General features: G+C 47.1%; 14 protein-coding genes. 3 read left to right on the forward strand and 11 right to left on the reverse strand.

Going from position 1 to position 25,184, the window contains the following annotated elements:
* Positions 1-67: 67 nt before the first annotated feature.
* The 4 genes from JFT56_RS17070 to JFT56_RS17085 all read right to left on the reverse strand — a co-directional run bounded on the left by JFT56_RS17070 (position 68) and on the right by JFT56_RS17085 (position 8,061).
* Entirely contained in the window at positions 68-1,828 is a 1,761-nt protein-coding gene (locus tag JFT56_RS17070; protein ID WP_198783625.1) for an SEL1-like repeat protein, read from the reverse strand.
* 177 nt (positions 1,829-2,005) lie between these two features.
* Positions 2,006-5,077, reverse strand: a complete 3,072-nt coding sequence (locus tag JFT56_RS17075) for an efflux RND transporter permease subunit (RefSeq protein WP_198781180.1) — start codon at positions 5,075-5,077, stop codon at positions 2,006-2,008.
* On the reverse strand, positions 5,077-6,420 hold the full coding sequence (locus JFT56_RS17080) for an efflux RND transporter periplasmic adaptor subunit (RefSeq protein WP_198781181.1): 1,344 nt from the start codon (positions 6,418-6,420) through the stop codon (positions 5,077-5,079). The genes JFT56_RS17075 and JFT56_RS17080 overlap by 1 nt, the downstream gene beginning before the upstream one ends.
* A 318-nt stretch (positions 6,421-6,738) precedes the next feature.
* Positions 6,739-8,061 (reverse strand): leucine-rich repeat-containing protein kinase family protein, encoded by a 1,323-nt coding sequence (locus JFT56_RS17085; RefSeq protein WP_198781182.1) that lies wholly within the window; start codon positions 8,059-8,061, stop codon positions 6,739-6,741.
* Positions 8,062-8,271: 210 nt separating this feature from the next.
* Between JFT56_RS17085 and JFT56_RS17090 the strand changes: the two genes are divergently transcribed.
* A complete protein-coding gene (locus JFT56_RS17090; RefSeq protein ID WP_198781183.1) occupies positions 8,272-9,690 on the forward strand; it encodes a LysM peptidoglycan-binding domain-containing protein in 1,419 nt (472 codons plus the stop codon).
* Positions 9,691-9,762: 72 nt separating this feature from the next.
* On the opposite strand, the gene JFT56_RS17095 is transcribed toward JFT56_RS17090, so the two are convergent.
* The 3 genes from JFT56_RS17095 to JFT56_RS17105 all read right to left on the reverse strand — a co-directional run bounded on the left by JFT56_RS17095 (position 9,763) and on the right by JFT56_RS17105 (position 13,492).
* Positions 9,763-11,133: a DUF4397 domain-containing protein gene (locus JFT56_RS17095; RefSeq protein ID WP_198781184.1), complete on the reverse strand. Its 1,371-nt coding sequence runs from the start codon at positions 11,131-11,133 to the stop codon at positions 9,763-9,765.
* A 225-nt stretch (positions 11,134-11,358) separates the two neighbouring features.
* On the reverse strand, positions 11,359-12,324 hold the full coding sequence (gene yidZ, locus JFT56_RS17100; RefSeq protein WP_198781185.1) for an HTH-type transcriptional regulator YidZ: 966 nt from the start codon (positions 12,322-12,324) through the stop codon (positions 11,359-11,361).
* On the reverse strand, positions 12,293-13,492 hold the full coding sequence (locus JFT56_RS17105; RefSeq protein ID WP_198781186.1) for an MFS transporter: 1,200 nt from the start codon (positions 13,490-13,492) through the stop codon (positions 12,293-12,295). Before JFT56_RS17105 ends, yidZ begins: the two co-directional genes overlap by 32 nt.
* A gap of 457 nt (positions 13,493-13,949) precedes the next feature.
* On the opposite strand from JFT56_RS17105, the gene JFT56_RS17110 reads away from it, so the two are divergent.
* A complete protein-coding gene (locus tag JFT56_RS17110; protein WP_233095533.1) occupies positions 13,950-16,217 on the forward strand; it encodes a carbohydrate-binding family V/XII in 2,268 nt (755 codons plus the stop codon).
* Positions 16,218-16,899: 682 nt separating this feature from the next.
* On the opposite strand, the gene JFT56_RS17115 is transcribed toward JFT56_RS17110, so the two are convergent.
* From JFT56_RS17115 to JFT56_RS17125, 3 genes are all read right to left on the reverse strand, one after another.
* A complete protein-coding gene (locus tag JFT56_RS17115) occupies positions 16,900-17,292 on the reverse strand; it encodes an SMI1/KNR4 family protein (protein WP_198781187.1) in 393 nt (130 codons plus the stop codon).
* 457 nt (positions 17,293-17,749) lie between these two features.
* On the reverse strand, positions 17,750-19,039 hold the full coding sequence (locus tag JFT56_RS17120; protein WP_198781188.1) for a hypothetical protein: 1,290 nt from the start codon (positions 19,037-19,039) through the stop codon (positions 17,750-17,752).
* 604 nt (positions 19,040-19,643) lie between these two features.
* Positions 19,644-20,273: a flavin reductase family protein gene (locus JFT56_RS17125; protein WP_198781189.1), complete on the reverse strand. Its 630-nt coding sequence runs from the start codon at positions 20,271-20,273 to the stop codon at positions 19,644-19,646.
* Positions 20,274-20,549: 276 nt separating this feature from the next.
* Between JFT56_RS17125 and JFT56_RS17130 the strand changes: the two genes are divergently transcribed.
* On the forward strand, positions 20,550-22,943 hold the full coding sequence (locus tag JFT56_RS17130) for a fatty acid cis/trans isomerase (RefSeq protein ID WP_198781190.1): 2,394 nt from the start codon (positions 20,550-20,552) through the stop codon (positions 22,941-22,943).
* A gap of 52 nt (positions 22,944-22,995) precedes the next feature.
* Here the strand turns inward: JFT56_RS17130 and JFT56_RS17135 are convergent, their stop codons facing one another.
* Positions 22,996-25,110: a M13 family metallopeptidase gene (locus JFT56_RS17135; protein ID WP_198781191.1), complete on the reverse strand. Its 2,115-nt coding sequence runs from the start codon at positions 25,108-25,110 to the stop codon at positions 22,996-22,998.
* Positions 25,111-25,184 lie beyond the last annotated feature (74 nt).

Genomic DNA, 25,184 nt, shown 5'->3' on the forward strand with positions numbered 1-25,184 from the left:
GTTCCCGCTCCCATCCTAGCTATCTCAATGGGCAATATCCCTAAGAGTAGCCAGTTTTATTCTGCCATTATAAAGGAGCGAGTGCTTGTACTCTTTCCTTCGCCTTGGCCTCATAGTCATTTGAGAAACGCGCTGCCATTTCAATGCTTTGTTGATAAAGTGCTAGGGCACGTTTAGGATCTGCGTTTCCGCCCTCGCCTTTATCTAACAGCGTGGCGAGCTGGAAGTAAGCAACGCCGAGAATATCCGCCTGCAAGCCTTGTTTGGCACCCAAGGTTGTCACTTTTTCTAACCAGAATCGCGCGTTAACCGTATCTCTATAGGGTTCCAATAGCAGGATATTGGCAAGTTCGGCTGCGGCGTAGAGATCCCGCTCGGCGGCAATTATCCAAAACTCCTCGCTCTGCTCAAAATCCTCTTTAAAGTAGTAATAGGTTTCGGCAGCATCTCGCGCCAAATCTGGTTGAGCTTTAACGCTTTGACGATAATTTTCCAATGCCGTTGTGGCATTAAAGTAAGGGGAGCAAGATAACACTTGATAAAACGCCATAAGGCTTCTGGCCTCGGGTAAGCCTTGGTCGGCTAACTGGTTTAACTGCTGCCACGCCAGAGTCTCGCTAACCTTATCCGCCCCCGTATTAACGAGGCCACGCTCGATAACAGATAAAGGTAAACGAATTAGCTCAAGCTTTGCCGCGTTATCGCCAAAGCTCGCGGCGCGCTCCAACCAATAGATTTTTTCATCGGTTTGCCCCCCGTAACCCGCTTGGTCACGCATCCAGTGCAATGCCACAATATCGCCCGCCTCTGCGGCTTCACGGTAATACTGTCGCGCCTTAACCTCATCTCTAGGTAAGGCATGGCCTAGCTCATAGATACGCGCTAATAATCGCTTATCTTCGGCCTTGGCGCTCTGAGCTAAGGTATTGATTTGTGATTCAGGTTTACCATAGGCATACAATTTCACCTCGCCGTTAGCATAGGTATATTGAGTGCCATCGGGGTAATTCACCGCCACCCTATCGGACTGATACCAAACGTCGACCTGATAATCTGTGGCTATCTGTGGATTAAAGTTAATCCGCACCACGGCCTGTTCGCCCAGCGGCACCATTTTGCTATAGGCCCTATCCCACAGACTCGACGTTTGCTTAAGATTGCTATTCAGCCGGACCTCAAAGGGCCGTTCATCCCCGGGATTATGGATAAAAACCGGGTAATAAACCGGGGATATGGATTGCTCTGTGGCGGCTTCTGCGAGGTTATCTTCCCCATTCCCCGCTCTAATCGGCTCGATATTCAACTCTAGGTTTAAATAAAACTCATCGTGGGGAGACACTTTAACGGGCAAAGAAGATTGAATTGCGGGGTTATTGACCGCTGCCGAGCCCTGCAATTTGGCAAGATATTCATTTTTAAGCGTTTGTGTTTTTTGCCATAGGGGATGGCTCGGCAATATAGTCACATCGAGCATCACATTATCTAGGCGCCACTGGCAATCACCACCACCATTCAAGGCTAAGGGGAGAGAAAACTCCCGTCCTTGCCCGTTACTGCTGATAAGACGCCGCAGCACCGAGGTTTTTTCGAGTGTGGCGTGGTAGGGGTTAGCAATATCACCACCGGGGAAACGGATTTCCTTACGGGTACAAATCGATGAGGCGTAATAACCGACAAGCTCTAACTGCGTATTGGCGGGCAATGTCCCGACAAACTCGAAACGCTGGCTATCCGCCGGCGCCGTCACTTGCTCGACAGGCAACTCGCGGCGAAATAAATCCCCCCAGAAAGAGGCCGATGCCGAGTAAGGCGCCAAGGCACAGGCCATCGCAAGGACGAAGGACGGTAACGTTACGCTTCGCTGTTGTATTAAACCCATAATGCCAGCTCTCCATCGCTGATGAGGTACAGCTCACTATAAAAATAACCCTAAATAATTGCTCCTCATTATGCTACATCGCAGGGTATTAAAACGACTATTTAGCATCCCCCGAGCCTAAAAGATTTAAGCACTGCGTAGCCTAGCAAGCACATCTTTTGTTTTCAATTCAGCCATTGCCACATAGGCCACAGGCACCACAAATAGTGAGAAGAAGGTCCCCGCAAGCAAGCCACCCACTAATACCAAGCCTATATTGGCTAAGCCTAAAGACCCCGGTCCCGAGGCCAGCGCTAAGGGAATAGCACTTAAAATCATGGTCAAAGACGTCATTAGAATCGGCCTTAACCGCGATTTGGCACTGCTCAGCGCCGCCTCAACCGCGCTCAAGCCTTGAGCCTGTTGCTTGTTGGCAAATTCCACCAGCAAGATACCGTGTTTAGTCACTAGCCCAACCAGGGTGAGTAAACCAATTTGCGAGTAGATATTCAGACTCTGACCAAACAAGGTCAGGGTCAGCAGCGCGCCGACAATACACAGGGGCACAGTCAGCAAAATGATTAAGGGATCGACGAAGCTTTCAAACTGCGCGGCCAAAATCAGATAGATAAACACCAGTGCCAGCAAAAATAATGACTGAGTGCCCGCCTGTGAATCCATCAGTTCCTTTACCACGCCGTTGTATTTAAAGCCCTGTGCATCGGTGAGCAGGGTTGGCAGTTGCTCGTCTAAATAGGCTTTGATCTCATCGGTGGAATAACCGGGCATAATATCCGCCGTCAACTCGGCGCTATCGAGGCCCATAAAGGTCTTAATATTGGATTCTGCCGTGGTCTGCTTAATCGACACAAACTGCGATAATGGCAGTGCTTGCCCTGATTCAGAGGTGACATACAGTTTATTCAAAACTTTGAAATCACTGAGCTTATCTAAGTTAACTTGCACTTGAATGGGGTAGGTAAAGCCATCGGTTGCATGTAAGTCCGCCGCCTTGACTGAGCCAAGGAAGGTCGATAGCGCATTCGTCACATCCCCATAGCTCACGCCCGAGAGGATAATGGCGTTGCGATCGATAGACAGATCGTAACGCAGTTGATCCCTCAGCACTGAGTTACCCACATTGGTCAGGCCGGGATAATCTTCGAGTAGTTTTTGCACTTTAGCGGCGGTGTCGCTGAGCTGATCCTTATTGCGGTCTAAACTCGTCAGCTCTAAACGCAAGTTATTGGCGATATTAAGGTTATCCGCCGAGCGGATGCTAAAGGACATATTATAGGCAGAAACGCTTTGCTTCGATTTCGCGATCAAATCACCGATCACTTCATCTATGCCCTCACTACGCTCACCCCAAGGTTTAAGCAGCACATGATTGACGGGCTCACCCTCGATATAGGACAGGTTCGCCCCAACCGCAGGGTGGTCGGCCATCACACCATTAAGTTCACTATAGTGATCTAAATGATACTGCCGCCCCACGCCCGTAGGACCATTGGCCGTCACATCGATAAAGCCTGAATCCTCCACGGGTAACAGTATCTTAGGCAACTGCCAATAGGCGATGCCCGCAAGACCCATAAGCACCACGGCCACCCCAAGCATCTGGCGTTTACGGGCAAACCATTTACTGAGCTCATTGATATACAAATGATTTAACTGCTGCAGCGCATCTTCGACTCGGCTAAACCATTTAGGCTGCTGCTCTGTGGTATTGATAAGATAGGCACTCATCATGGGCGATAAGGTCAGCGCCACCATGCCGGAGATAATCACAGCGGCGGCTAAAGTAAAGGAGAATTGCCGAAACAGATCCGCCGTTAAGCCCGACATTAATCCAATCGGCAGATACACGGCCGCGAGCGTTAAGGTCATGGCAATGATAGGAAAGATGATCTCCTGACAACCCTTAATCGCCGCATTGAAGGGTGTTTCACCGTTTTCGATATGGCGATAACAGTTCTCGACCACCACAATGGCATCGTCCACCACTAAACCAATGGCCAAGATTATCGCCAAAATGGTAAGCACATTAATGCTAAAACCCAGCGCCGACATCACGGCAAACACCCCAATCACACACACGGGAATGGTAATAATCGGGATCGACGCCGCCCGCAGGCTACCTAAAAATAACACCACAATTAAGGAGACCAAGATCACCGCCTCAATCAAGGCGGAAAACCCTTCGTTAATGGAGGCCTCAATAAAATCGGCCTGATTATAGGCCAAGGTCATCTCTAATCCTTGGGGCAAGTACTGCTGCATGCGCGCAATTTCGGCCTTGATGTTCGAGGCCACTGTCACGGGATTAGCATTGCTCAGGGGTAAAATTTGCAGCGACATCGCACTATGACCATCGATGGACAGCAGACTCGGCGATAAACTTTCCTCCCCCATCACCACATCGGCAACATCGGCTACGCGGATGATCTTGCCGTCGCTGACCTTGATCACTAGATCCTTCACATCTTCGAGCGTTTCAACTTGATTCAAAGGGTTAATCGAGAAATCCCGCGACTTACCTTTAATCGCCCCCGAGGTGAAGCTGGCATTGTAGGAGCCTAACGTGCCCACCACATCGGCGGCCTTAATGTTGAGCGCCTTCATCTGCTCAGGATTGAGCCAGACTCTAACGGCTTTTTGTGAGCCGCCATAGGGGCCCCACACGGCACCAACGCCTTGAACTTGTTTAAGCTGTGGCACTAATTGCTGGCTAATGTAGTCGTACATGGCCTGCTTTTCCATGCCGCCCGCGTTCACAAAGGTGATGATATTACTGGCGGAATCGGTCGCCGAAGTATCGTCGGTGACCGTCGGCTTATCTATCATGCTCTGGGGGAAATCGTTAATCCCTTCGACGCTGCTACGCAACTTATTCATTAAGTTGGTGTATTCAATATCGCTAGTATCATCAACAAACTTAATCGTTAACGAACAGCGCCCCTCGCTACAGTCGGTCGACATAGTATCGACCTTGTCTATGCCCGAAGCCGCAGCAATCAATTTATCGGCCACATTGCTCGACATAAAATCGGCGCTCGCCCCCGCGATCGATGCATTTACCGATGCCGAGTGGGTGGTGTGTTCAGGAAAATATTGGATATCGAGTTTTTGAAAGGCAATCAAACCCAGTAACACCGCCATAATGCTGAGTACGGAGGCGAAGATAGGATGACGGATGCAGACTTCGGGTAAACGCATTACTTGGCGCCCCCACTGCTTGTGTCTGAGCTGGTGTCTGAACTCGTGTTTGAGCTTGAACTTGTGTCAGCACTTGCGCTTGGATTAGTGTCTGGCTTTGAGTTATCTGGATTTGAGTTAGCGCTTGTATCTGGGCTTGAGTTAGCGCTTGTATCTGGGCTTGAGCCTGCACTCGCACTCGGAGCCGTGTCTAGGCTAGCCTTTGGATTAGGGCCCGTGCTTGCGACGTCTTGCGTGTTTTTATCCTGAATGACTTTGACCTTGCCATCGGACTTGAGGTTTTGCATGCCAGTCTTAACCACAAGATCGCCTTCGGCTAAACCTTCAAGCACAACCGCATAGCCGTCATTGGTATTTTGGGCCAGTTTAACTACTTGTTTTACGGCGTTATCGCCCCGTACTAACCAGACAAAACGCTCATCATTATTGGCGATAATCGAATTTTGCGGCACTAATAAGTGTTTAATATCATGGCTATAGAATTGCTTGATATTGGCGAACATACCTGGGGCCAGTTTAAACTCCGGGTTATCTAAGGTCGCGTGGATTTCAACCCGCCCCGAACTCTCATCCACCGCGGGGGCCACATAATTAACCAGCCCTTTAAACTCTGTATTGCCATAGGCCTCAACGGTGACATTCACCCCTTGGCCCTTCTGCGCCTTACCTAAATCCTTCTGACTAATGGCATAACGGACTTCGACGGGATTTAAACTATAGAGGGTCACTAGGGCCGTTCCGGCACCGATTTGGCTGCCGATGGACTGACTAAAGCTGGTCAATTGACCATCGAAGGGGGCCATGATCAGATAGTCGTTCATGGTCGCCTGTTTCTGCCGAACATCCGCATCGGCGAGATTCACATTTTCCCTCAACTCATCCACATCCTGCTTCGCAAGCGCAAAGGGTTCCTTGATCAGCAGATCTTCGATACGCTCAAGCTTAGTCTTTGCCAGCGCCAAGGTGCTCTTGGCTTTATCTAAATCGGCCTTGGCCTTAGTGTTATCCTGCTCGGCAATCACTTGCCCCTTAGTCACAGTGTCGCCATTGCTAAAATGAATCGCGCTGATTTTTTCGCTGGCATTAAAACTCAGCACCGCCGAATCGATCGCACTGATTTTACCGACTTCTTTCACCCCATCGGCAAAGGAGCTTTCCTTAACCGCTTCGACAGTCACAGGGATAATATCGACCTTATCCGCCGCCAAGGAGGCTAGTGGGAAAAGGCTGAAAAGACTCGCCAGTAAAAATGGTATCGGCGCGAATAATGACGCCCAAGGAAGATGCTGGGGATGGTTTTTGAATACACTGCACGCTCGTGCAGTCATTTGGTGTGTAGACATAATTTGTAAACCTATCGTTCTGACTCTTCAACGGACATCCTATCCGACGACAGCAAACCGGATTGAACCCAAGATTAATTCACCTCCCGCGATGTGTTTTTTGCAGCTTGAGGCGGTTTGGGTCCATAGCCTAAAGGCATGCTGCCTGTGAGGGCCAGTAAAAATTAGGTTACAGATTCAAACAAAACAAAGAGTTAACTAAGGATTTAACAATTAAGCCTAGGGGCTCACAAAAACACCCCAAACCCGATAGGACAGTAACAATAGTGCAGTAACAATTGTCAATTCAGCGATAAGACTGGCTATAGAGGGCCAAAATTACCACTGCAGGGCTTTCTTCGCCGCCATAAAACGGGGGCGAGCCTCCAAATCCATCGACATGCAGCGATCTTTTAGGCTTACAAGCAAAGCAAAAGCTTCAGGATTGGCAGAAGCATCCACATAGGCCAACAGATCCTCAATCAAGCAACCCAGGGCGCGTACTTCAATCGCCTCCATCGCCAAGCGTTCGGCCTGGGATAAATGACGTAAATTAGACGCAGCCCCAAAGTCACCAAACAACAGGTTCATCTTGGCATCAACCATAATATTATGGGCGTAGACATCGCCGTGACTGATTTGCTTGGCATGCATATGCGCCATCGCATCGGCTAACTGAGAGGCAATCTTGGCCACCTCTTTAAGGCTGAACTGGGTATCGGCGTTAAAGGTATCGCGGGTGCAGGTTGCTAGGCTTGGCGGTAAGCCTAAATTGCTAAACCCCGGCGGAATGAGCTCCATCACTAGGCCTAATTGATCTTTTTGACTAATGTGCGCCACCACCTTGATAAGGCTGGGGTGATCTCCCGTGGTGAGGCAACAATCTAGCTCGTCGGCGGGGTAACCATCGCTCGTCACTTCCCCCTTAAAGAGTTTTACCGCAACCTGTGGCGAACCCGTCGCGGCGACCATAGTTTGATTCAACCAATCGCCACGGTAAATCACCCCGGAGGCGCCTTCACCCAGTTTTTCAGCCAACTTAATATCATCTAGCGTCACATTCGCCACTGTGGCCACATCGGCATGGGGATCGACCAAGGTATGGCTAAAGGGATTACCCGCAAAGGCGAGCCAAGTCAGCTTAGGTAAGCTCAACAACCAAGCGGGTAGTGCCTGCAGTTGATTGGCCGATAAACGCACTAACTCTAAATTACGGCAATTAGCCATCGACTCTGGCAAAGCCGTTAAACAATTGCCCGCTAAGGCTAATTTTTGCAGACGCTGTAAATCCCCCATTGCCGATGGCAGCGACTCTATCTGGTTATCGGTTAAGATGAGCCAGCGGGTTTGCAGCGGTAACGCCGCAGCTGTCACTGTCTTGATTTGATTCGCCTTAAAGCCAATCATCTCTAAATTCTTGCAGCGCCCTAATGCCTCGGGTAAGTGATCGAAGCAGTTATTGGAGGCAAAAATTATCTTTAAATGCGTTAAACGGTGCAGGTCCTCGGGGAGAGTGCTCAATTGATTATTCGATAAATCGAGGATTTCGAGGGTATCGGCTAAGTCAAAAATCTCCCGCGGGAACTCGGTTAGCCCCTCGACCAATTGTAAACGCGTGATCCCCTGTAACTGCCCTGCCCTTAACTGCGCTAACGTCTGCACTTTACTACCCAAGTTAATGAAAAATCGCCGCTATGGTAGCGCATTAATGGCTAAAGCTAAACGCAAGTTCACCCACCAAAGGGGAGTGAAATCGCCTCAAAATTGCACCCGAGACAGTAGGGAAAACCGTTGAGATCTATTCAGAAACTCGAAAACAGATTAGCATGTGCACCAATATGGAATGCCCAGTCAACTCATCACAGGACAATCATGCGGATACCTTTTCGCCAAATGCACTCTTTTACCGTGCTTATGCTCGCCATGTTTATGGCCCAACTGAGCGGTTGCGCTACCACATCGGCAAGCCCATCGACCACAGATTTCAGTGCTCCAGCAGATGAGGTGAGCAAGGATAACAAGGACTCAAAGCAACAGCACGAGGCACCGCCCGCCGTGGTTGAGCAGTACAGCGACGTGTGGGAAAAAATCCAGCACGCCAATACCATTGACGTACATGACGATGCCGAAGTGCGTAAACAGCGCAACTTTTTCGACGATAAACAAAAGTTTATGAACCAAGTCGGCGAGCGCGCCGAGCCATTCTTGTATTACATCGTCAGCCAACTCGAAGCCCGTAACATGCCATTAGAATTGGCCTTATTACCCATAGTCGAGAGTGGTTATAATCCGCTGGCCCAGGCCAATGGCCCCGCCGGATTGTGGCAGATGATCCCCGCCACAGGGCGTAATTTTGGCCTCACCATCAACTCGGCCTACGATGGCCGCAAAGATGCGCTGGCCTCAACCGATGCCGTGCTCGACTATCTACAGCATTTATACGACACCTTAGATAAAGACTGGATCAACGCCGTCGCCGCCTACAATACCGGTGAGCTAGTGATTAAGGCCGCCATAGATAAGAACAAAGCTAAGGGCAAACCGACGGATTTTTGGTCCCTAGGCATTCCCGCCAAGCGAGTACAAACTGTGCCTAAGTGGTTGGCATTTATTCAAATTATTCGCGCTCCCAACCATTACAATCTCAAAGTGCCACCGATTGCTAACCGTCCTTTCTTAGATAGAGTCCCCGCCCCCAATGGCGTAGATATCGGCCAGATAGCCAATGCCGCCGGGCTTAGCAAGGCAGAATTTAAAACCTACAACCCTGGTTTTCGTCAAGGAGTGATCCCGAGCAAAGGCAAATATCAAATCGCCCTGCCGCTGGAAAACATAGGTCAATATCAAGAAAACCACGATAAGCTCTACGCCCAAAAACGCTATGACAGCCAAAGTTATATCGTCAAATCCGGCGATAGCTTAGGTGAAATTGCGGCTAAATTTGATATCTCAGTCAGCGCCTTAAAACAAGCCAATAACCTCACATCGGACCGAATAAAAGTAGGCCAAGAGCTCACCCTCTTAACGCCTATGGCCGCAAATGATGAAGCTCAAACGAACACGAGTAAAAAGTCATCGTCCAAGGCAAAAGCGAGCGACACAGCAAGCGCAGCCGCTAACACCGCCGATAAGCCCGCCGTAAAAGCAACGACCTATAAGGTAAAATCCGGCGATTCCTTGGATAAAATTGCCCGTAAAAACAAAGTTAAACTGGCTGATTTAATGAAGTGGAACCAGCTCAATGCTAAGAGCATTATTAAACCCGGCCAAGAGCTAAAACTGTCGGAGTAGAACCCAAAAAACATAAAAAAAGCGCTACCTAAAGTAGCGCTTTTTTATTACCCAATGGGCTTAAGCGAACTATTACAGCTTCACTAGGTTATAGCCAAAGCTAGTTGAAGGATCTCTATTGAGCACCATAGTCACATTGTCTTCATTGCTGAAATCAATTAAATCAGATGCATAAACAACGGTTTTAACACCGTTTTCCACTGCAATGATTTTAATCGAATACTCGCCCTCTGGCACAATGGCAGACAGAGGACTCGCTGGGTTAAGCGCCGAAATCTTATGTGCAGCGGTTTCAATCGTGTCATTCGCCTTTAGGAAATACAGGGTCAAATTCGTCTTATCGGCAAAACTCACTATGTCGAACTTAAAGCTGTAGGGGCTAGGGACCTGAGTTTGTTTCATCTCCATGGCCTTGATTTGGCTACCCTCATCATTAGTTTGCTCGTAGATAAAGATCGTTTTGATCTCATCTTGGTTCAGGGTAATAAGCACATTATCCAGTAACTTATTCTGGGTACCGCTGTCGAACACACTCACACTAAAGTCATTAAATTCAGCATTTTGATAGTTAGTCACCCCAAATGAGGGCACAGCGCTAAATAGCGTATCTTGCTTATTGCTAACGACTTTCACATCCACAATGTGCGAACCTAACCCATTGAATACACGGTAATCGACACTGGCTTCGAGGGCCACATGGTTACGCACATTGGTGGTTGAATCGATACTGTCTAAGGTAATTTTTGCAGCCGATGCGCCAAAACCTTCCCTAATGATCAACTTATAGGGCACCTTAGAATTGAACTTAATGTTCGCGGTCGTGTAGGTCACATTGGTCGTTCCCGCGGGTGCGAGGTACAACTTATATTCCCCTGTGTCCATAATTTGCGGCGTAGATACTTCGCCATAGGCGACACTGCCCAGCGGATCGGCATCGGCAAAGGTCTCACTCGACTTAGAAATATAGGCATCAAAGGCTTGAGCATGCATAGCCGTATTGGCGATTAAAAGTTGCATCTTACTGTTTTCAGCGGTTTCATTAAGCTTATCGAGTTCAGCGCGGGGATAATAAATATTGAGTAGGGCTGGCTCGGTAAAATCGCCATGTAAGACAAAGAAATGATCTGTTTTATCTTTTAGATCAATATCTTCTTTATAGATAGAAACATCTTTGCCTGTAGCATCTTTAGCCATGATATCAATCGCAGCGACACCCGCCTTCGAGGTGAAACGCGGCATAGCGTCCCCATAGCTAACACTTTCGTAGGTTTTATCGGCTATCTTAAGTGCGGTGGTCGTACTACCAGCCACAGCGTTATAAAATTGCACATAAGTACCACTTTGATCTGTGCTGCCTTCATCTTTATCATCTGAACCACAGGCCGTCATAGCCAAGCATGCGACGGCAATGGTTGCAAATCCCTTTAATTTACTTTTTATCATTATGTCCCTCATAGACCAGTGAAAAATCAACTTCAGTCTACGCAGATTTGCAGTCACAACAATGGCTGTTTACCCTAAAAACTAAAACAAATATTTCACAAACTCAAACACTTAACAAACATTTCAACAACAAGTGTCAAAGTGATACAAACCACACTTTTTGACCCTGATTTTGATACAAATAGCCTAAACTGTGCCGATGCTAGGGCCGAGTTCGCCCGACGACTATCGCAACTGTTCAGTACCATAAATGGTTTTTAAGGTATGTTTGAGCCAAGTGATTTTCGGATTGTGGCTGTTTCTTTTATGCCAAATTAACGTAAAGGGAATGGCAAGCTTATCGATATATTCCGCAGCTATTGGTATGGGCCTGCACACTAACTCAGGGTGCAGCTGCTGTGCATACTTCCCACAATATTGTGGGGCGATTGCCAGCATAGTGTGATTGGGTTTCGCGGCCATAAAGAGGGACTGCTCAAAACTGGCCAAGGTCAGCACTATATTGCGACTGAGGCCAAGCTCAATAAGCACATCGTCTAAGGCCCAGGTGTCACTCTTTTCCCACAGGATATTGATATGGGGATATTTAAGAAAGGTCTCTATATTCCATGCTTCCTGCAATGCTGGGTGATCATGGCGCAAATAGACCATAGGAAGATCGGTAAATAACACTTCAAAATCGATAAAATAGGGCAAGAGATCGAGGGATTCCTTAGAACGCGGATGACTTTCACGGCCGGTAAACCCCATATCGGCTTCGCCGCGCACTATCGCCTCCAATGAGTCATAATCCCAATTTCTCACCTTCACTTTAGCATCGGGATATTGCCCATAAATAGCCTGCGTTAACTCATTGAGCATGATGAGCAATAACGGCGATTCGAGCACGAGTTCAAAGGTCAGCCCCTTGGTCATCTCGTCACCGCGCTTTGCCATCAGTTGTTTGCCCATTTGCAACCAATCCGATAGCTCTTGCTCCATACCGTGCGCCAATGGTGTTAATTGAAACCCCTGCGGCGTTTTGACAAACAGGGGATCGTCAAACCAATCCCGCAGTTTTGCCAAGGCTTTACTGACGGTCGAAGGGGTAACATTCAGCGTCTTGGCGGCCCTAGAGACACTTCGCTCCTGCAATAAAAGCTGCAAAATAAACAATAAGTTAAGATCTAACCGCGTCAGAGATTTGCTCATTAGGTACAATTTCCTGCAATTTAGGCACCGCCAATATCAGTGCTATGCTCACCAATGCACCGACGGCTAAGATCAGCAATAGTATATTAATGGCACTCACACCGAGCAGACCCATCACCCAAATATAACAAGCCGAGGCGCACACTTGAGCAATTCCCAGCAGTGAACTCGCCACCCCAGCCCGAGAGGCAAATGGGCTAAGCGCCTGACTCATTGTCACTCCGAATCCAATTGCAAATCCTGAGCATACTAAACCAAAACCGACTAGGTTGATGGTGTCACTCAACCAGTGCAATTGGGTCAAGATAAACACTAAGGCCGCCGCGGCAAATAAAGCCTGGGAGATCAGCATTAAGGTTTTTTCTTTACAGCGATTAAGCAAAAAAGGCGTGGAGAAGGAAGCCACCATACTCACCAACGCTGTCATCGCCATGGTATTGGAATATTGACCGCGGTCAAACCCCATTTGCCCCATAATAAGCATAGGTGAAACATTCACATAGCTGAGAATCGTCGTCACCCCTAGCGTAGTAATGATTACCCGGCTAATAAAGAAACGCTGCTTAAAGGATTCCCTAGGTTCATTCGTACCCGCAGTAGCCGCTTGTAACCGCAGTTTAGGAGAGGTTTCGCGCAGGACAACAACACATAGAAACAAGACCAATAATCCCATGCCCACCATAGTATTAAACAGGCTAGGCCAAGGAAATTTCAGCATGATTAAGTGGCCAATCACAGGGGCTATCACGGGGACAATACAAGTCACCCCATTGATCATCGAGAGCACTTTTGCCCGGCGCTGTTCGTCTAATACATCACGTAAAATCGCAAAAGCCACAACATAACAAGCACCTGCACCAATTCCCTGGGCGAATCGCGCCATTAAAAAGAGGTCGCTCGTCTGTGCGCTCCCCGCAAGGTAGGACGCAATCGCGAACAGTAGCGCCCCAAACAATGTAATAGGTTTGCGCCCTATTCTGTCGGCTAAACTCCCGGCAAACAACATAGTCGTCGCCATCCCCGCAAGATACATAGAAAAAGCAATATGCAGCTGAGCCTCACTCGCCCCTAAATCCTGAGCGATTTGCGGTAAGCCGACCAAGTACATATCAATCCCCGTCGGATACAGGAGCACTAAACTAAAACTACACAAAAGATATCGAAACATAGCCACCTAGCAAAAAGCCACCTCACCCATAAGTTGGCCCTAGGGTAGTTTTGTTATGCCGCACTAGCGAGTGGCATTTTCGACAACAGGTATTTCCATTTACGACTGATGCCGTTAATCCCTTCGCATATCTGAAAGTCCGCATTTTACAACCACACATCTAAATGATTTCACAAAGTGATTTAGCTATGGAGGCTAAATAAAAATTTCTTTTTAAAAGTCTCTTATTAGCTTCAGAGTATTTGGGTTCGTAAATAACATTAAAGCGCTGCCACGACTTTAGCTAATGCAGAAATATTATTGTAAATAATGGGTAAAATTAAAAAGCGACGCGCACAGGGAGTCCACATGATCTGTTCTATACTTTGGTCTCAGTATCACGCTATAGCATATATGTCGACTAAGATATTACCGTGAGTGCTCAACCTAAAAGTCTACAACGTAAGTAGTTGATTTTATGAAAATCGAGGATGGCATTATGAATGCTTTGCTGTTTAAAACCGTGAGGAGCAAGCTCGCACAATTTCAAACTATATTCATTATTTTATTTTTTTGTACAACATCGACATTTGCCAATACTTGGCCGCAGGAGATCACCACCCCGAGTGGCACTATCATAGTGTACCAACCTCAGCCTGAAAGCCTGATCGGGAATTTGCTGCAAGGACGCGCTGCGATGTCACTTGAATTAAAAGATAATTCAGAACCGATATTTGGTGCATTTTGGTTTAGTGCAAAAATTGATACCAACGGCGATGAAGACAGTGCCTTAGTACATAATGTCAAAGTGACTAAAGTCACTTGGCCGGATTCAGACGAGAAAGACGAAGCACGCTTTACTGAAATAGTCGACCAACAATTAGCCAAAACCAGTTTCGATATCTCAATGTCTCGACTGTCTGCCAGCTTAGAAACAGCAGAGCAAAGCCAACAAAGTTTAGAAAACCTTAAACATGATGCGCCAAAAATAGTGTTTAAAGAACAGCTAGCAGTATTACTGCTGTTTGATGGAAAGCCTAAGTTTACCGATATTGAAAACAGCCAGTTTGAGCGCGTACTCAACACTCCGTTTGCCGTTGCACGCGATAAAAAATCTGGTGCTGTGTATTTAAGCTCTGGTGCGCTCTGGTATCAGGCTAAAGACCCTATGGGACCATGGACTATTACCACCCAGCCACCAGCCGAACTGGTTAAAATAGCCCCAAAAACCAGTGATGCCAAACCCGCGACGATTCCAGAAATTGTGGTGGCCACCGAACCGACAGAGTTAATCTCGACCACAGGTAAACCAAATTGGCAATCACTGACTGGCGGCAAACTACTCTATGTAACAAACACCGAAACCCCTTGGTTAAGAGATGTGAGTAAGAATGAAATGTACATCTTACTATCGGGACGTTGGTTTAAATCAAACTCAAAATCAGGCCCATGGGCATTTGTACGCGCCGATCATCTACCAGACAGTTTCAAGGAAATCCCACCTGATTCCGATATTGGCGGTTTACGCGTGTCGGTAGCGGGCACAGACGAAGCACAAGATGCTATGTATGACGCGCAAATTCCTCAAACGGCGGCCATTAAGCGCAGTAATGCCAGCTTAACGGTCGAGTATGACGGTGAACCCAAATTTGAAGCCATTCCAGGCACTCAAATATCCTATGCGGTTAACACAGCAGCCCAAGTATTGCTGATCGACAAACATTACTATGCGGTCGATAACGGTGTCTGGTATGAGTCAAGCTCTGCCAAGGGACCATGGAAAGTGGCCGATAAAGTGCCAAGTGATGAAATAGCTAAAATTCCCCCTAGCTCACCCGTGTATAACACCACTTATGTGCAAATTTATGACTCTACACCTGAGGTGGTCTACGTTGGTTATACTCCAGGTTATATGTGGTCGTTCCCCTATTATGGTGTTCCCATATACGGCACAGGTTGGTATTACACGCCTTACTGGGGCGCAGGTTACTACCCAAGACCCCCAACATGGGGATTCCATGTCGGTTACAATCCATGGACAGGATGGAACTTCGGCGTGAGTTGGAGTAATGGCTTCTTTACTGTTGGGATAGGGTGGAGCGAGCATTGGGGAAACTATGGATCGGGCTGGTACGGTGGCGGTGGTTATAGACCCCCAGTGTTTATCAATAACGGCGATATCAATATTGGCAACAGTATTAATATCGGCAACCGCAACAAGATAGATCACCACATCAGCAACAACAATTTGCGGGCCAACCAATTAGGTCAAGTAAACTTGTATAACCGTGCCAACAATCGGGCGCGTAATGCCGACCCTGCGGTAGTTCAACGTGATATGCAAAGAGCTAAGGCCAGCAGTACCCGTGATAACAATGTTTATGCAGACAAAAATGGTAATGTATCACGCCTGCAAGACGGTAAATGGCAAGACAGAAATCAGGGGCAATGGAAGCCTCAGGAATCTATTCAGCGACTCGACACTATTGGCTTGCAGCATGAAAAAGGCCAACCATTAACCGATGCTCAACGGGATAAAATGCGTCAGGAAACCGAACATCATCAAGTAATTACACCAGAGTATCGCCCGCAGACGTCAGCGGACCGTTCTGCAACTATGCAGAACTATGGTTCTTCGGCTACACAGACGAGAGACCATCAAAGCTTGCAGCGAGCACAAAGTGCGCGTCAACGAGGCACGGTGAGAGAAATGGGTCGTATGAGTCAGGGGGCTAGGCGACGTTGATAGTCAAATAACCTTCAGCGGTTCGATGCCTAGATCCCAAAACAAAAATGGAACTTTAGTAAATAGCAAAACTTTCAACACAAAAGCGACAGGAGTTCACCTCCCCCTGCGAAGTTGCTGAAGGGCTTAGAAGACTCTTCATTGAAAGGATTGCGCGTGACGCAGATAGGACGTCTGCGTAACTTTCGGGGAAGGGGCGAATGAAAATCGGTGATTTTCGCGCTTATGAACGAGAGGCAGGGACTGCCGAACTGGAGTGCTTTACATGGATGTAAAGCGTAGCTATCGGAAGCGTTAGCTATTTTCGAATAAGCACGAAGCCACTAACCAATGCATGTAACTTCGCTAGGGTGAGTGCTGCGTAGCAGCGTTACGAACGAGAGCCATGGATGGCGAACTGGCAGTTAAACAAGGACGTTGTTCGACAAGGACTCTTGTTAAAAAAGAGGCAAAAGAGGAACAGGCGCTTTTCCCCTTTTGGTCGACTCTTGATTAAAAAATCAGGGGGTGAAGCCCCACGACTTTGACTTTGATCTTGACTCTGATTTAAAAGCAAAAAAGAGTTATGCCTGTCCGATCTTTTGCAATTTACTCCAACGCCCCGCGGCAACTTCGCAGGGGATCTGTGTTATCTGTAGCTATCGTGTTAAAAATTTATATTTAATCATACTGTTATTAGTATTTACAGCTTTTCAATTCCATTAAATGAAGCGGCCAATTGTTGAAGCTCACCCGTTTCATGAAGCCACAAATACACAGTGTCCAAAATCCGGCCTGATTCCTTGATAAAAACCATTTGGTCGCCTAACCCATTGCCCGCAATCGCGACCGCATTATCGGGGAAATGGTGAAACCCTTTGCACAACTCAGTTTCATAAAGGATATGATTGCAAGTGCGGGAAATTCGTTTTCTATCAGAAGTATCTTTAATCGGATACAACTCCCAATCATCTTCTGCTGTAACGGCTTCGCCACCATTATCCAATTTCATCGCTTCACGATATTCGCGTGGCAATGTTGCACCCAACTCTTGTTCAGTTAGGACTAATTGTTCTTCCGATAATTCAAAAGGCATCAGCCTCTCCTTAGCTATTTAACTATCCTGACAATTTATTTATTGAGTAAACAATGTCTTGCCGCAAATTAGATTTCATTCAAATCAAAGTCAACGTCGTGGGGCTTCACCCCACACCCGACCAAGGAGGACTGCTCGTCCTATCCTCCTTGGATGCTCCAAGACGTCCCCCAACGGAGTTGAAAGCCCCTTGGGCATTTAGCGTCCTTATGCTATCGCGTCAGACGCTCATCCCTGATTCGACTGACGCTATCTCGGCATCCATGCCTCGCTCACGCAACGAACGCAAATGCCCTGCGGCAACTCCAAGGGGAGGGTGTAATCTTTAACATCAAATGTATGCCTATCCGTTCTTTGGCAACCGTGGATTACTTAATAAAAAACAGGAAATCGTAGCATTAATATATATCTGCTCGCTCTTTCTGATACTGCGTTCACTAAGATTTTTATAATGACTCTACTCTAACGGCTTTACTTTAATTTCATCTTCTGTTTCAATCTTTTTTTCTAAATTTTTAAATTGTTCAATTATTCTCTCTGCATCGACCTTGCCATATCGTACTCCCAAAAGTAATTTCATAACAGCTTCATTATGCTTAAATAAGAGATGCTCGATAGCTTCTGCAGTTAATTCATAATTTAATTCAATATAAGATTTAGACTTATCACTTGACTCTCTAAGCTCTGAAATCAAATTATTTAAATATTCTTTACACCTTTCTCTAACACTCGTTAGAATGATAAATACAAGCAAAATTATTAATAAAACAGATGTAAACAATTGAACAAAAGTAACAGATCTAGCAATTCCAGAAGCAGCCACTATAGTTGAAATGCTAGAAGTCATTAATGTATTAAAGCTAAACCCAATAAAGTCGATTAAACTCGCATTATCTACATTAACAAAATTCGTCTTGTCAATTCTGAACAATCCATAATAAAAAACACCAAATGAAATTACAGAAACGAAAAAAGTCCATATAAGTGAACTAAAAAAATATAGATCCATTTTTCTACTATCCATAACTTCTTGAAGTTTCACTATTGAAAAATGCATACATGTCGACAACATATACGTATGGAGCAGTGACTCGCCAAACTTCCTTTTATAATCTTCTGAATCAGTATTTTCACTAGGCTTTTCTTTAATAATACTGTCCTTTTGATATTCCCATATTTCTCTAACAGCATCTTTTAGAATAGTAAAAATTGATGGTGAAGAATATGCGGATCTTAACCTACTGATAAAGTGACTTACTAAATAAATAGCAACAGCCACCATGCTTATATGAACTACATAATAGTCTAGCGGAGCCAGACAAACCAAGAAAACACAAATAATAATTACCACAAAAACGATAAAGCTTCGTTTGAATGTTTTTAATGACTGATATATTGCTGGGGAGAAAGCGATCACAACAGCCCAATTTTTAAAAAGAAACCTAGGCATTGTCCATAGTGACAAAATGAATGGATAAAATGCTATATATCCAAATGTCTTCAATAAGATTTTAGATCCAAATGCAAGCCATGTAACTGCTACACTACCAAGTAACAACAGTACGTTATAATCAAATACGAATTGAAAAATTGGATATTTAGAAACTAAAGCCACCCCTATATCAAAAATAAAAACTTCTGAAAAGATACACAACCAGGTAAATATAGAAACCATTTCCCTAAGTGTTTTTAAAACCGTAAAAAAACTTTTAGATACTCTGCTTCCACTCTTTATTTCTTCATTCATTATTTCACTGCATCCCTTTATAAATTAACAACATTAAAAATACTACAACTCCCTCATAAACAACAAAAGTCTACAACAAAATAAGGGGGAATATTTATAATTTGCACTTTAAGTATTTTGTGCTGCATAACCCCTCAAATGAGGCTGTGCTGCTACCTCAGGAGCTAAACCACCTAATTCGGTTATACATTCTTACCGTTAGGTAAGATAAACAAATAATGTATCACCATTTACAGAATAACTCGCAACAAAGATGTTACATATATCTTTTTTGAACCTGCAGTACTCTTTTAAGTTTCGCGGCCAACACTAAAGCAACAAAAGTTCACCTTCCCCTGCGAAGTTGTCGAAATACGCAGATAAAAATGCCGTGGCGACATCATGGATGATGGCGCAGGCTCGGGGGGACAGGGATGTCCCATCTGAGCCGTTAGGCAATTTTTATTGGAGTATGAGACCACTAACAAATGCATGTAACTTCGCTAGGGGCGTCTTGGAGAATCCAAGGAGGATAGGACGAGCAGTCCTCCTTGGTCGGGTGTGGGGTGAAGCCCCACGACTTTGATTTGAATTAAAAACTCAAACGAAGTTTGAGCACCGACTCCTACACTTGTGGTCTATTCAAATCAAACCTTTGATCTTCGGAGATCCCATAGTACGCCGATGGGCCGCCAGCTCGCAGTACTGGTTCGGCGAGGGCGGTTTGATACACGCCTTCGCTGTCGAGTAAATGCTTGGCAATATGCACGGCAACCACTTCACCTAACACTAACCAAGTATCGATCTTGTCGCCATTAGCGGCTGTTAACTGGATGCATTGGGACAATTTGCATTCGAAGTTCACTGGGCTTTCAGCCACTAAGTCTGCCTTAACAATGGTGCCTGCTTTAGCCGTGAGTCCGGCAAAGCTAAACTCATCTTGACCGCGTGGCAGCATGGCGGAGGTTTGATTCATTTTATCAGCTAAGCCGCGAGTGGTGAGGTTCCACACAAATTCGCCTGTTTCGACAATATTGGCGACACTATCTTTCCAGCCTGTGCTGGCAAAGCCGATGATGGGCGGTTTGTAGTTGAAACAATTGAAAAAGCTGTAAGGGGCAAGATTACGCTGCCCCAGTGCATTGCGGGATGAAATCCAACCTATGGGTCTTGGGGCGACAATAGCATTAAGCGGATCATGAGCGAGACCATGGCCTTTGCTCGGCTCGTAAAAATAGCGGTTATCAGCTGTCATACTTGATCCTTTTGTTATTGCCACATTGTGATTGCCACATGGGTATTACTACAACCATGACTTGAGCGATTAACACAGCCATCACTGGCACACTTTTATGGTCGCTATCTTACCTAAGTTCCGCGTCCGTCGCCAAAACTCAGCGGCATAAGTTAAGCACGTCCTAGGATAAAATCAGGCTGCAAATTTTAGATCCCATATACTCTTCTGTTAAAGTGATGCTTATCAGTGAGCTAAATGGCTAACGCTGTTGGGTGGCGAATCAAGGAGTCGTGAATGGACGCGATAAAAAGAATATGGAAAAAGCTGTTATTGACCACAGTGCTGTTGGTGACGGGATGTGCCAGCGTAGCGCAAATTGATTTCAATGCGCTGTTTGGCACTAGCTCACCGCAAAAGCGCGTCGAGAATGCGCAGCTTAACGGCCAATTTATTCAACAGGCCGAGTTTGTGCACACACAAGTTGAGCCAATTCTCAATAGCCGCTGCGTGGTATGCCATGCCTGCTATGATGCCCCCTGCCAGCTCAAAATGACCTCAAGCGAAGGCATAGAACGCGGGGCGAGTAAAGAAAAAGTCTATCAAGGCACACGCTTAGTCGCTGCCACACCTAATCGCTTATTTGTCGATGCCTTTACCCCAGAAGCTTGGCGTCAACGCGGATTTTACCCCATGCTAAACGAGCGCGATCAAACCCCAGAAGCCAATACCCAAGCCTCAGTATTGGCCAGAATGCTCACGCTTAAGCAAATGCATCCCCTGCCTGAAGATAAGATTTTAGATAAGCGTTTTGATTTCAGCCTAGACAGAGTTCAGCAATGCGCCAACCTAGAGGAAATGGACAAATACGAGCAAAGCCAACCGTTTGCGGGTATGCCCTACGGCTTGCCAGCACTGAATGCGAATGAACATCAAGTGTTGATGCATTGGCTCGAACAAGGTGCGCCATTGCCGTTCGCGCCATCACTTGCCCCTGAATTTATAACGGAAATCACCCATTGGGAGCAATTCTTAAACGGCGACAGTTTAAAAAGCCAATTAAGCGCACGCTACATCTACGAGCATTTGTTTGCCTTCCACTTATATTTTGAATCTTTAAATCAGCCGAACGCCCAACCTCTATTTTTCGAATTAGTCCGTTCGAGGACGCCGCCGGGGCAAGCGCTGGATATTATCGCCTCCCGTCGTCCCTTCGACGATCCAAAGGTGGAACGTGTGTATTACCGTTTTCGACCTTATCGGGCAACCATAGTCGACAAAACCCACATCCCCTACGCCTTAAATTCTGGCTTGCTACATGACTGGCAGCAATGGTTTATCGATGCGGATTACTCAGTGACTCAGCTGCCGAGCTACCAGCCGAGCATTGCAGCCAATCCCTTAGAAGCCTTTATTCAAATTCCTGCCGGCGCACGCTATCGCTTTATGCTGACCCGCGCTCAAGACACCATTATGGGCTTTATCAAAGGCCCAGTGTGCCGTGGTCAGGTGGCGCTCAATGTGATTAACGACAGATTCTGGGTGTACTTTGTTACCCCAGATTATATGGACGACACGGATTTTAGGACCTTCTACCAATCCCAAATTGAAAACCTACGTATGCCAGCGGAGGAGGAAAGTACGGCACTCGCCGTAACTTGGGTAAAATATGCCGCCAAGCAAGGCAAGTATATGCGGGCGCGTAATCAGTTCTTGAACGAGAAGTTCAAAAACGGCCAACACCTCACTATCGACGGTCTCTGGGATGGCGACGACAACAATGACAATGCTAGCCTGACAGTGTTTCGCCACTTCGATAATGCCACTGTAGTCAAAGGCTTAGTCGGCGAACCGCCCAAAACCGCTTGGATTATCGATTACGCCTTACTGGAGCGTATCCACTATTTACTGGTCGCGGGTTTCGATGTGTATGGTAACTACGGCCACCAGCTATTAACTCGCTTATATATGGATTTTTTACGCATGGAGGGGGAATCAAATTTCCTGACCTTGTTACCGCAGGAGGAAAGACGCAAACAATTTAGTGATTGGTATCAAGGGGCTGGCACTCAGCTCACGGCGTTTATCGCGGGGGATATCAACACCTTTAATCAGCCAACGGGCGTGCTCTACTATAGCGACGACCTCAAGGGCGAACTGTATCAAAAACTCGGGCAGAAGGTCGCTAAGGTTCAGCCGAATCGATATCAAATAGAAAACAGTCACTTGCAAGCCAACAGCAAGGCGCTGTTACAGGCATTAGGTCGATTAAAAGGTACGCAAGCGACCCTGTTACCTGAGCTGACGATGATCATGGTCGAGCCTGAAAAAGCGGGTAAAGCTGAAGTTTTTACCTTAGTTCGCAATAGCGCCCATCGTAATATTTCGAGTCTCTTTAATGAGGCCAGTAACCGCGAACCCGCTAAAGATGATGTCACTTTAGTGCATGGCTTATTGGGCAGTTATCCTGAGGCATTTTGGCGAGTGAAAGAACAGGATTTGCCTAACGTCGTGGCGACAGTAGAGCAAATGCAAACCGAGAAAGACTATGAGGCACTGTTAGATATGGTGGGTGTACGCCGTACTGATCCGAAGTTTTGGGCCTTTAGTGACGAACTCAATCAGATCTTTTTCGACAATCACCCGATAGAAAGCGGTTGGCTGGATTATAACCGCCTGCAAAATCGTTAATGAAAAAGGGGAACGCTAGCGTTCCCCTTGCTTTCAAATCAACCCAATAAACTTACCAGATCTTAACGCGATCCTCTGGCGCTAAATACAGCTTGTCGCCAGGCTTCACATTGAATGCTGTGTACCAGGCATCTAAGTTACGCACCGTTAGCGCGCGGTACATGCCAGGTGCATGGCCATCGGTGGCGACGCGGGCACGCAGGGCTTCATCACGCATCTTTGTTGCCCAAGTTTGCGCAAAGCCGATAAAGAAGCGTTGATCGCCCGTAAAACCGCCAATCACTGGGGCATCTTTCCCTTGAAGGGAGGCGTGGTAGGCATCATAGGCGGCGGCTAAACCTGCCACGTCGGCAATATTTTCACCTAAGGTCAGCTTGCCATTCACATGCAGATCGGGGAAGGGTGCATAGGTATCAAACTGCTTCGCCAGTGCCTCACCTTGTTTGGCAAACTGGGCAAAATCCGCTGGAGTCCACCAGTTACGCATCGCGCCCGTCGAGTCAAAGGCCGCGCCATTGTTATCGAAGCTATGGCTGATCTCATGGCCAATCACGGCGCCAATCGCACCATAGTTATAGGCGGCATCGGCCTTAGCATCGAAGAATGGCGGCTGTAAAATCCCCGCGGGGAAGTTAAGCGCATTCTGCACGGGCAAGTTGACCGCGTTAACCACTTGCGGCGTCATCCACCACTCGCCCTTATCCATTGGATTACCAATCTTGGCTAACTGGTGGCTGTACTCTACTTTTTCACCATTGATGGCATTAGCGTAGGCATTGGTTGGCGAAACAGTATAGGCATCGTAATTGCGCCACTTATCGGGATAACCCACGCCAACGGCCATAGTGTTTACTTTGGCGAGGGCTTCTTTTTTAGTGGCGGGGTCCATCCAATCGAGGGCGGCAACTCGTTTACCAAAGGCAAGCACAATATTGTCCACCATAGTGCTCACTTCCGCCTTGGCCGAAGCAGGGAAATATTGCTCGGCATAGGCTTGGCCTACGGCATCACCTAGGTATTCATCGAGCGCAGCTAAGGCACGCTTATCGCGGCTACGCTGCTCTGGCGTACCAGACAGCTTAGTGCCATTAAAGGCAAACGCCGTATTGTCGATAGTCGATGGCAACACATCGGCATGGCTATTGATATGATGGAACACTAACCAATCTTTCCATGCATCTAAGGGCTCAGATGCCACTAGGGCCGAGAGTCCTGTCATCGCCGCGCCATGGTAAGCGGCAAATTTAGGTTGTTCACTGAGCTGCGCAGCCCCTAAAAAGGCGGTCCAATCGATACCCGGTGCCTTAGCATCAAAGTCGGCACGGCTCCAAACTGCCGCGGCTTTAGTAAAATCTTCACTGTCTGCACGGCTGGTGTGGGCGCTCGCTATCTTATGCTCAAGGGCAAAAATACGATCGGCGCGTGTAGCGGCATCACTTATGCCCGCATCCTTGAGTAGGGCTTCAATATAAGCACGGTAAGCGGTGCGGATCTCAACCATTTTAGGATCGGCGGATAGGTAATATTCGCGCTCCGGTAGCCCTAAACCCCCCTGTAAAAAATAGGGTAAGACTTCGCCCGGTGTCGCTAGGCCTTGGGTGACGAAAATCCCAAACAGGTTTTCAGTATAAAAATCAGTCGCATTAAGCGGGTCAACATCGGCGCGCAGGTTTTGGCCTAATACCGCAGACAGATCTTGTTTGCTCGCAATGGCCTCATAACGGGCTAAATCGGCCTCGGCGGGTTTCATCCCCGCGGCATCAATGGCGGCGGTATCTGTGTAAGCCTTGTAGAAGTTGGCAATACGGGCGGCGTCGCTGCCAGTCGCATGTTCGGCCTTAACCAACTCGGCAATCAGGCTAGTCTTATGTTTTTCAGTCTCTTGGAACGCGACTAAAAATGCCCCAGTGCTTGAGCGATCGGCTGGGATTTCAGTGGTTTTCATCCACTCGCCGTTGGCATAGGCATAAAAATCATCGCCGGGTTTTACCGTGGCAGTCATAGCGGCGACATTAATGCCAATCGGCATTTGGGCCACGACGGCTTCCGTCTTTGGGGCGGTATCGCTGGTTTTTGCCGTATTGTCTTGACTGTTATCACCACAAGCAGTGAGTCCTGCCAGCACAGTTGTAGACAATAGCAGCGCGGGGATCAGGCGGTCCGTCATAGAGAGTTCCTCGTTTTTATTGTATTTATGGTGGTATTGATTAATACGAAGGGAATCAAAGGGGTGATTCGGTT

The organism is Shewanella putrefaciens (assembly GCF_016406305.1).
Lineage (GTDB): Bacteria > Pseudomonadota > Gammaproteobacteria > Enterobacterales > Shewanellaceae > Shewanella > Shewanella putrefaciens_C.

What these genes read in the sequence shown, in the direction of transcription:
- JFT56_RS17105 (WP_198781186.1), bottom strand. Translation starts at nt 13,492, where the DNA reads ATGTTTCGATATCTTTTGTGTAGTTTTAGTTTAGTGCTCCTGTATCCG.
- JFT56_RS17110 (WP_233095533.1), top strand. Translation starts at nt 13,950, where the DNA reads ATGAAAATCGAGGATGGCATTATGAATGCTTTGCTGTTTAAAACCGTG.
- JFT56_RS17130 (WP_198781190.1), top strand. Translation starts at nt 20,550, where the DNA reads ATGGACGCGATAAAAAGAATATGGAAAAAGCTGTTATTGACCACAGTG.
- JFT56_RS17135 (WP_198781191.1), bottom strand. Translation starts at nt 25,110, where the DNA reads ATGACGGACCGCCTGATCCCCGCGCTGCTATTGTCTACAACTGTGCTG.
- JFT56_RS17090 (WP_198781183.1), top strand. Translation starts at nt 8,272, where the DNA reads ATGCGGATACCTTTTCGCCAAATGCACTCTTTTACCGTGCTTATGCTC.
- JFT56_RS17095 (WP_198781184.1), bottom strand. Translation starts at nt 11,133, where the DNA reads ATGATAAAAAGTAAATTAAAGGGATTTGCAACCATTGCCGTCGCATGC.
- yidZ (WP_198781185.1), bottom strand. Translation starts at nt 12,324, where the DNA reads ATGAGCAAATCTCTGACGCGGTTAGATCTTAACTTATTGTTTATTTTG.
- JFT56_RS17120 (WP_198781188.1), bottom strand. Translation starts at nt 19,039, where the DNA reads ATGAATGAAGAAATAAAGAGTGGAAGCAGAGTATCTAAAAGTTTTTTT.
- JFT56_RS17115 (WP_198781187.1), bottom strand. Translation starts at nt 17,292, where the DNA reads ATGCCTTTTGAATTATCGGAAGAACAATTAGTCCTAACTGAACAAGAG.
- JFT56_RS17075 (WP_198781180.1), bottom strand. Translation starts at nt 5,077, where the DNA reads ATGCGTTTACCCGAAGTCTGCATCCGTCATCCTATCTTCGCCTCCGTA.
- JFT56_RS17080 (WP_198781181.1), bottom strand. Translation starts at nt 6,420, where the DNA reads ATGTCTACACACCAAATGACTGCACGAGCGTGCAGTGTATTCAAAAAC.
- JFT56_RS17070 (WP_198783625.1), bottom strand. Translation starts at nt 1,828, where the DNA reads ATGGCCTGTGCCTTGGCGCCTTACTCGGCATCGGCCTCTTTCTGGGGG.
- JFT56_RS17125 (WP_198781189.1), bottom strand. Translation starts at nt 20,273, where the DNA reads ATGACAGCTGATAACCGCTATTTTTACGAGCCGAGCAAAGGCCATGGT.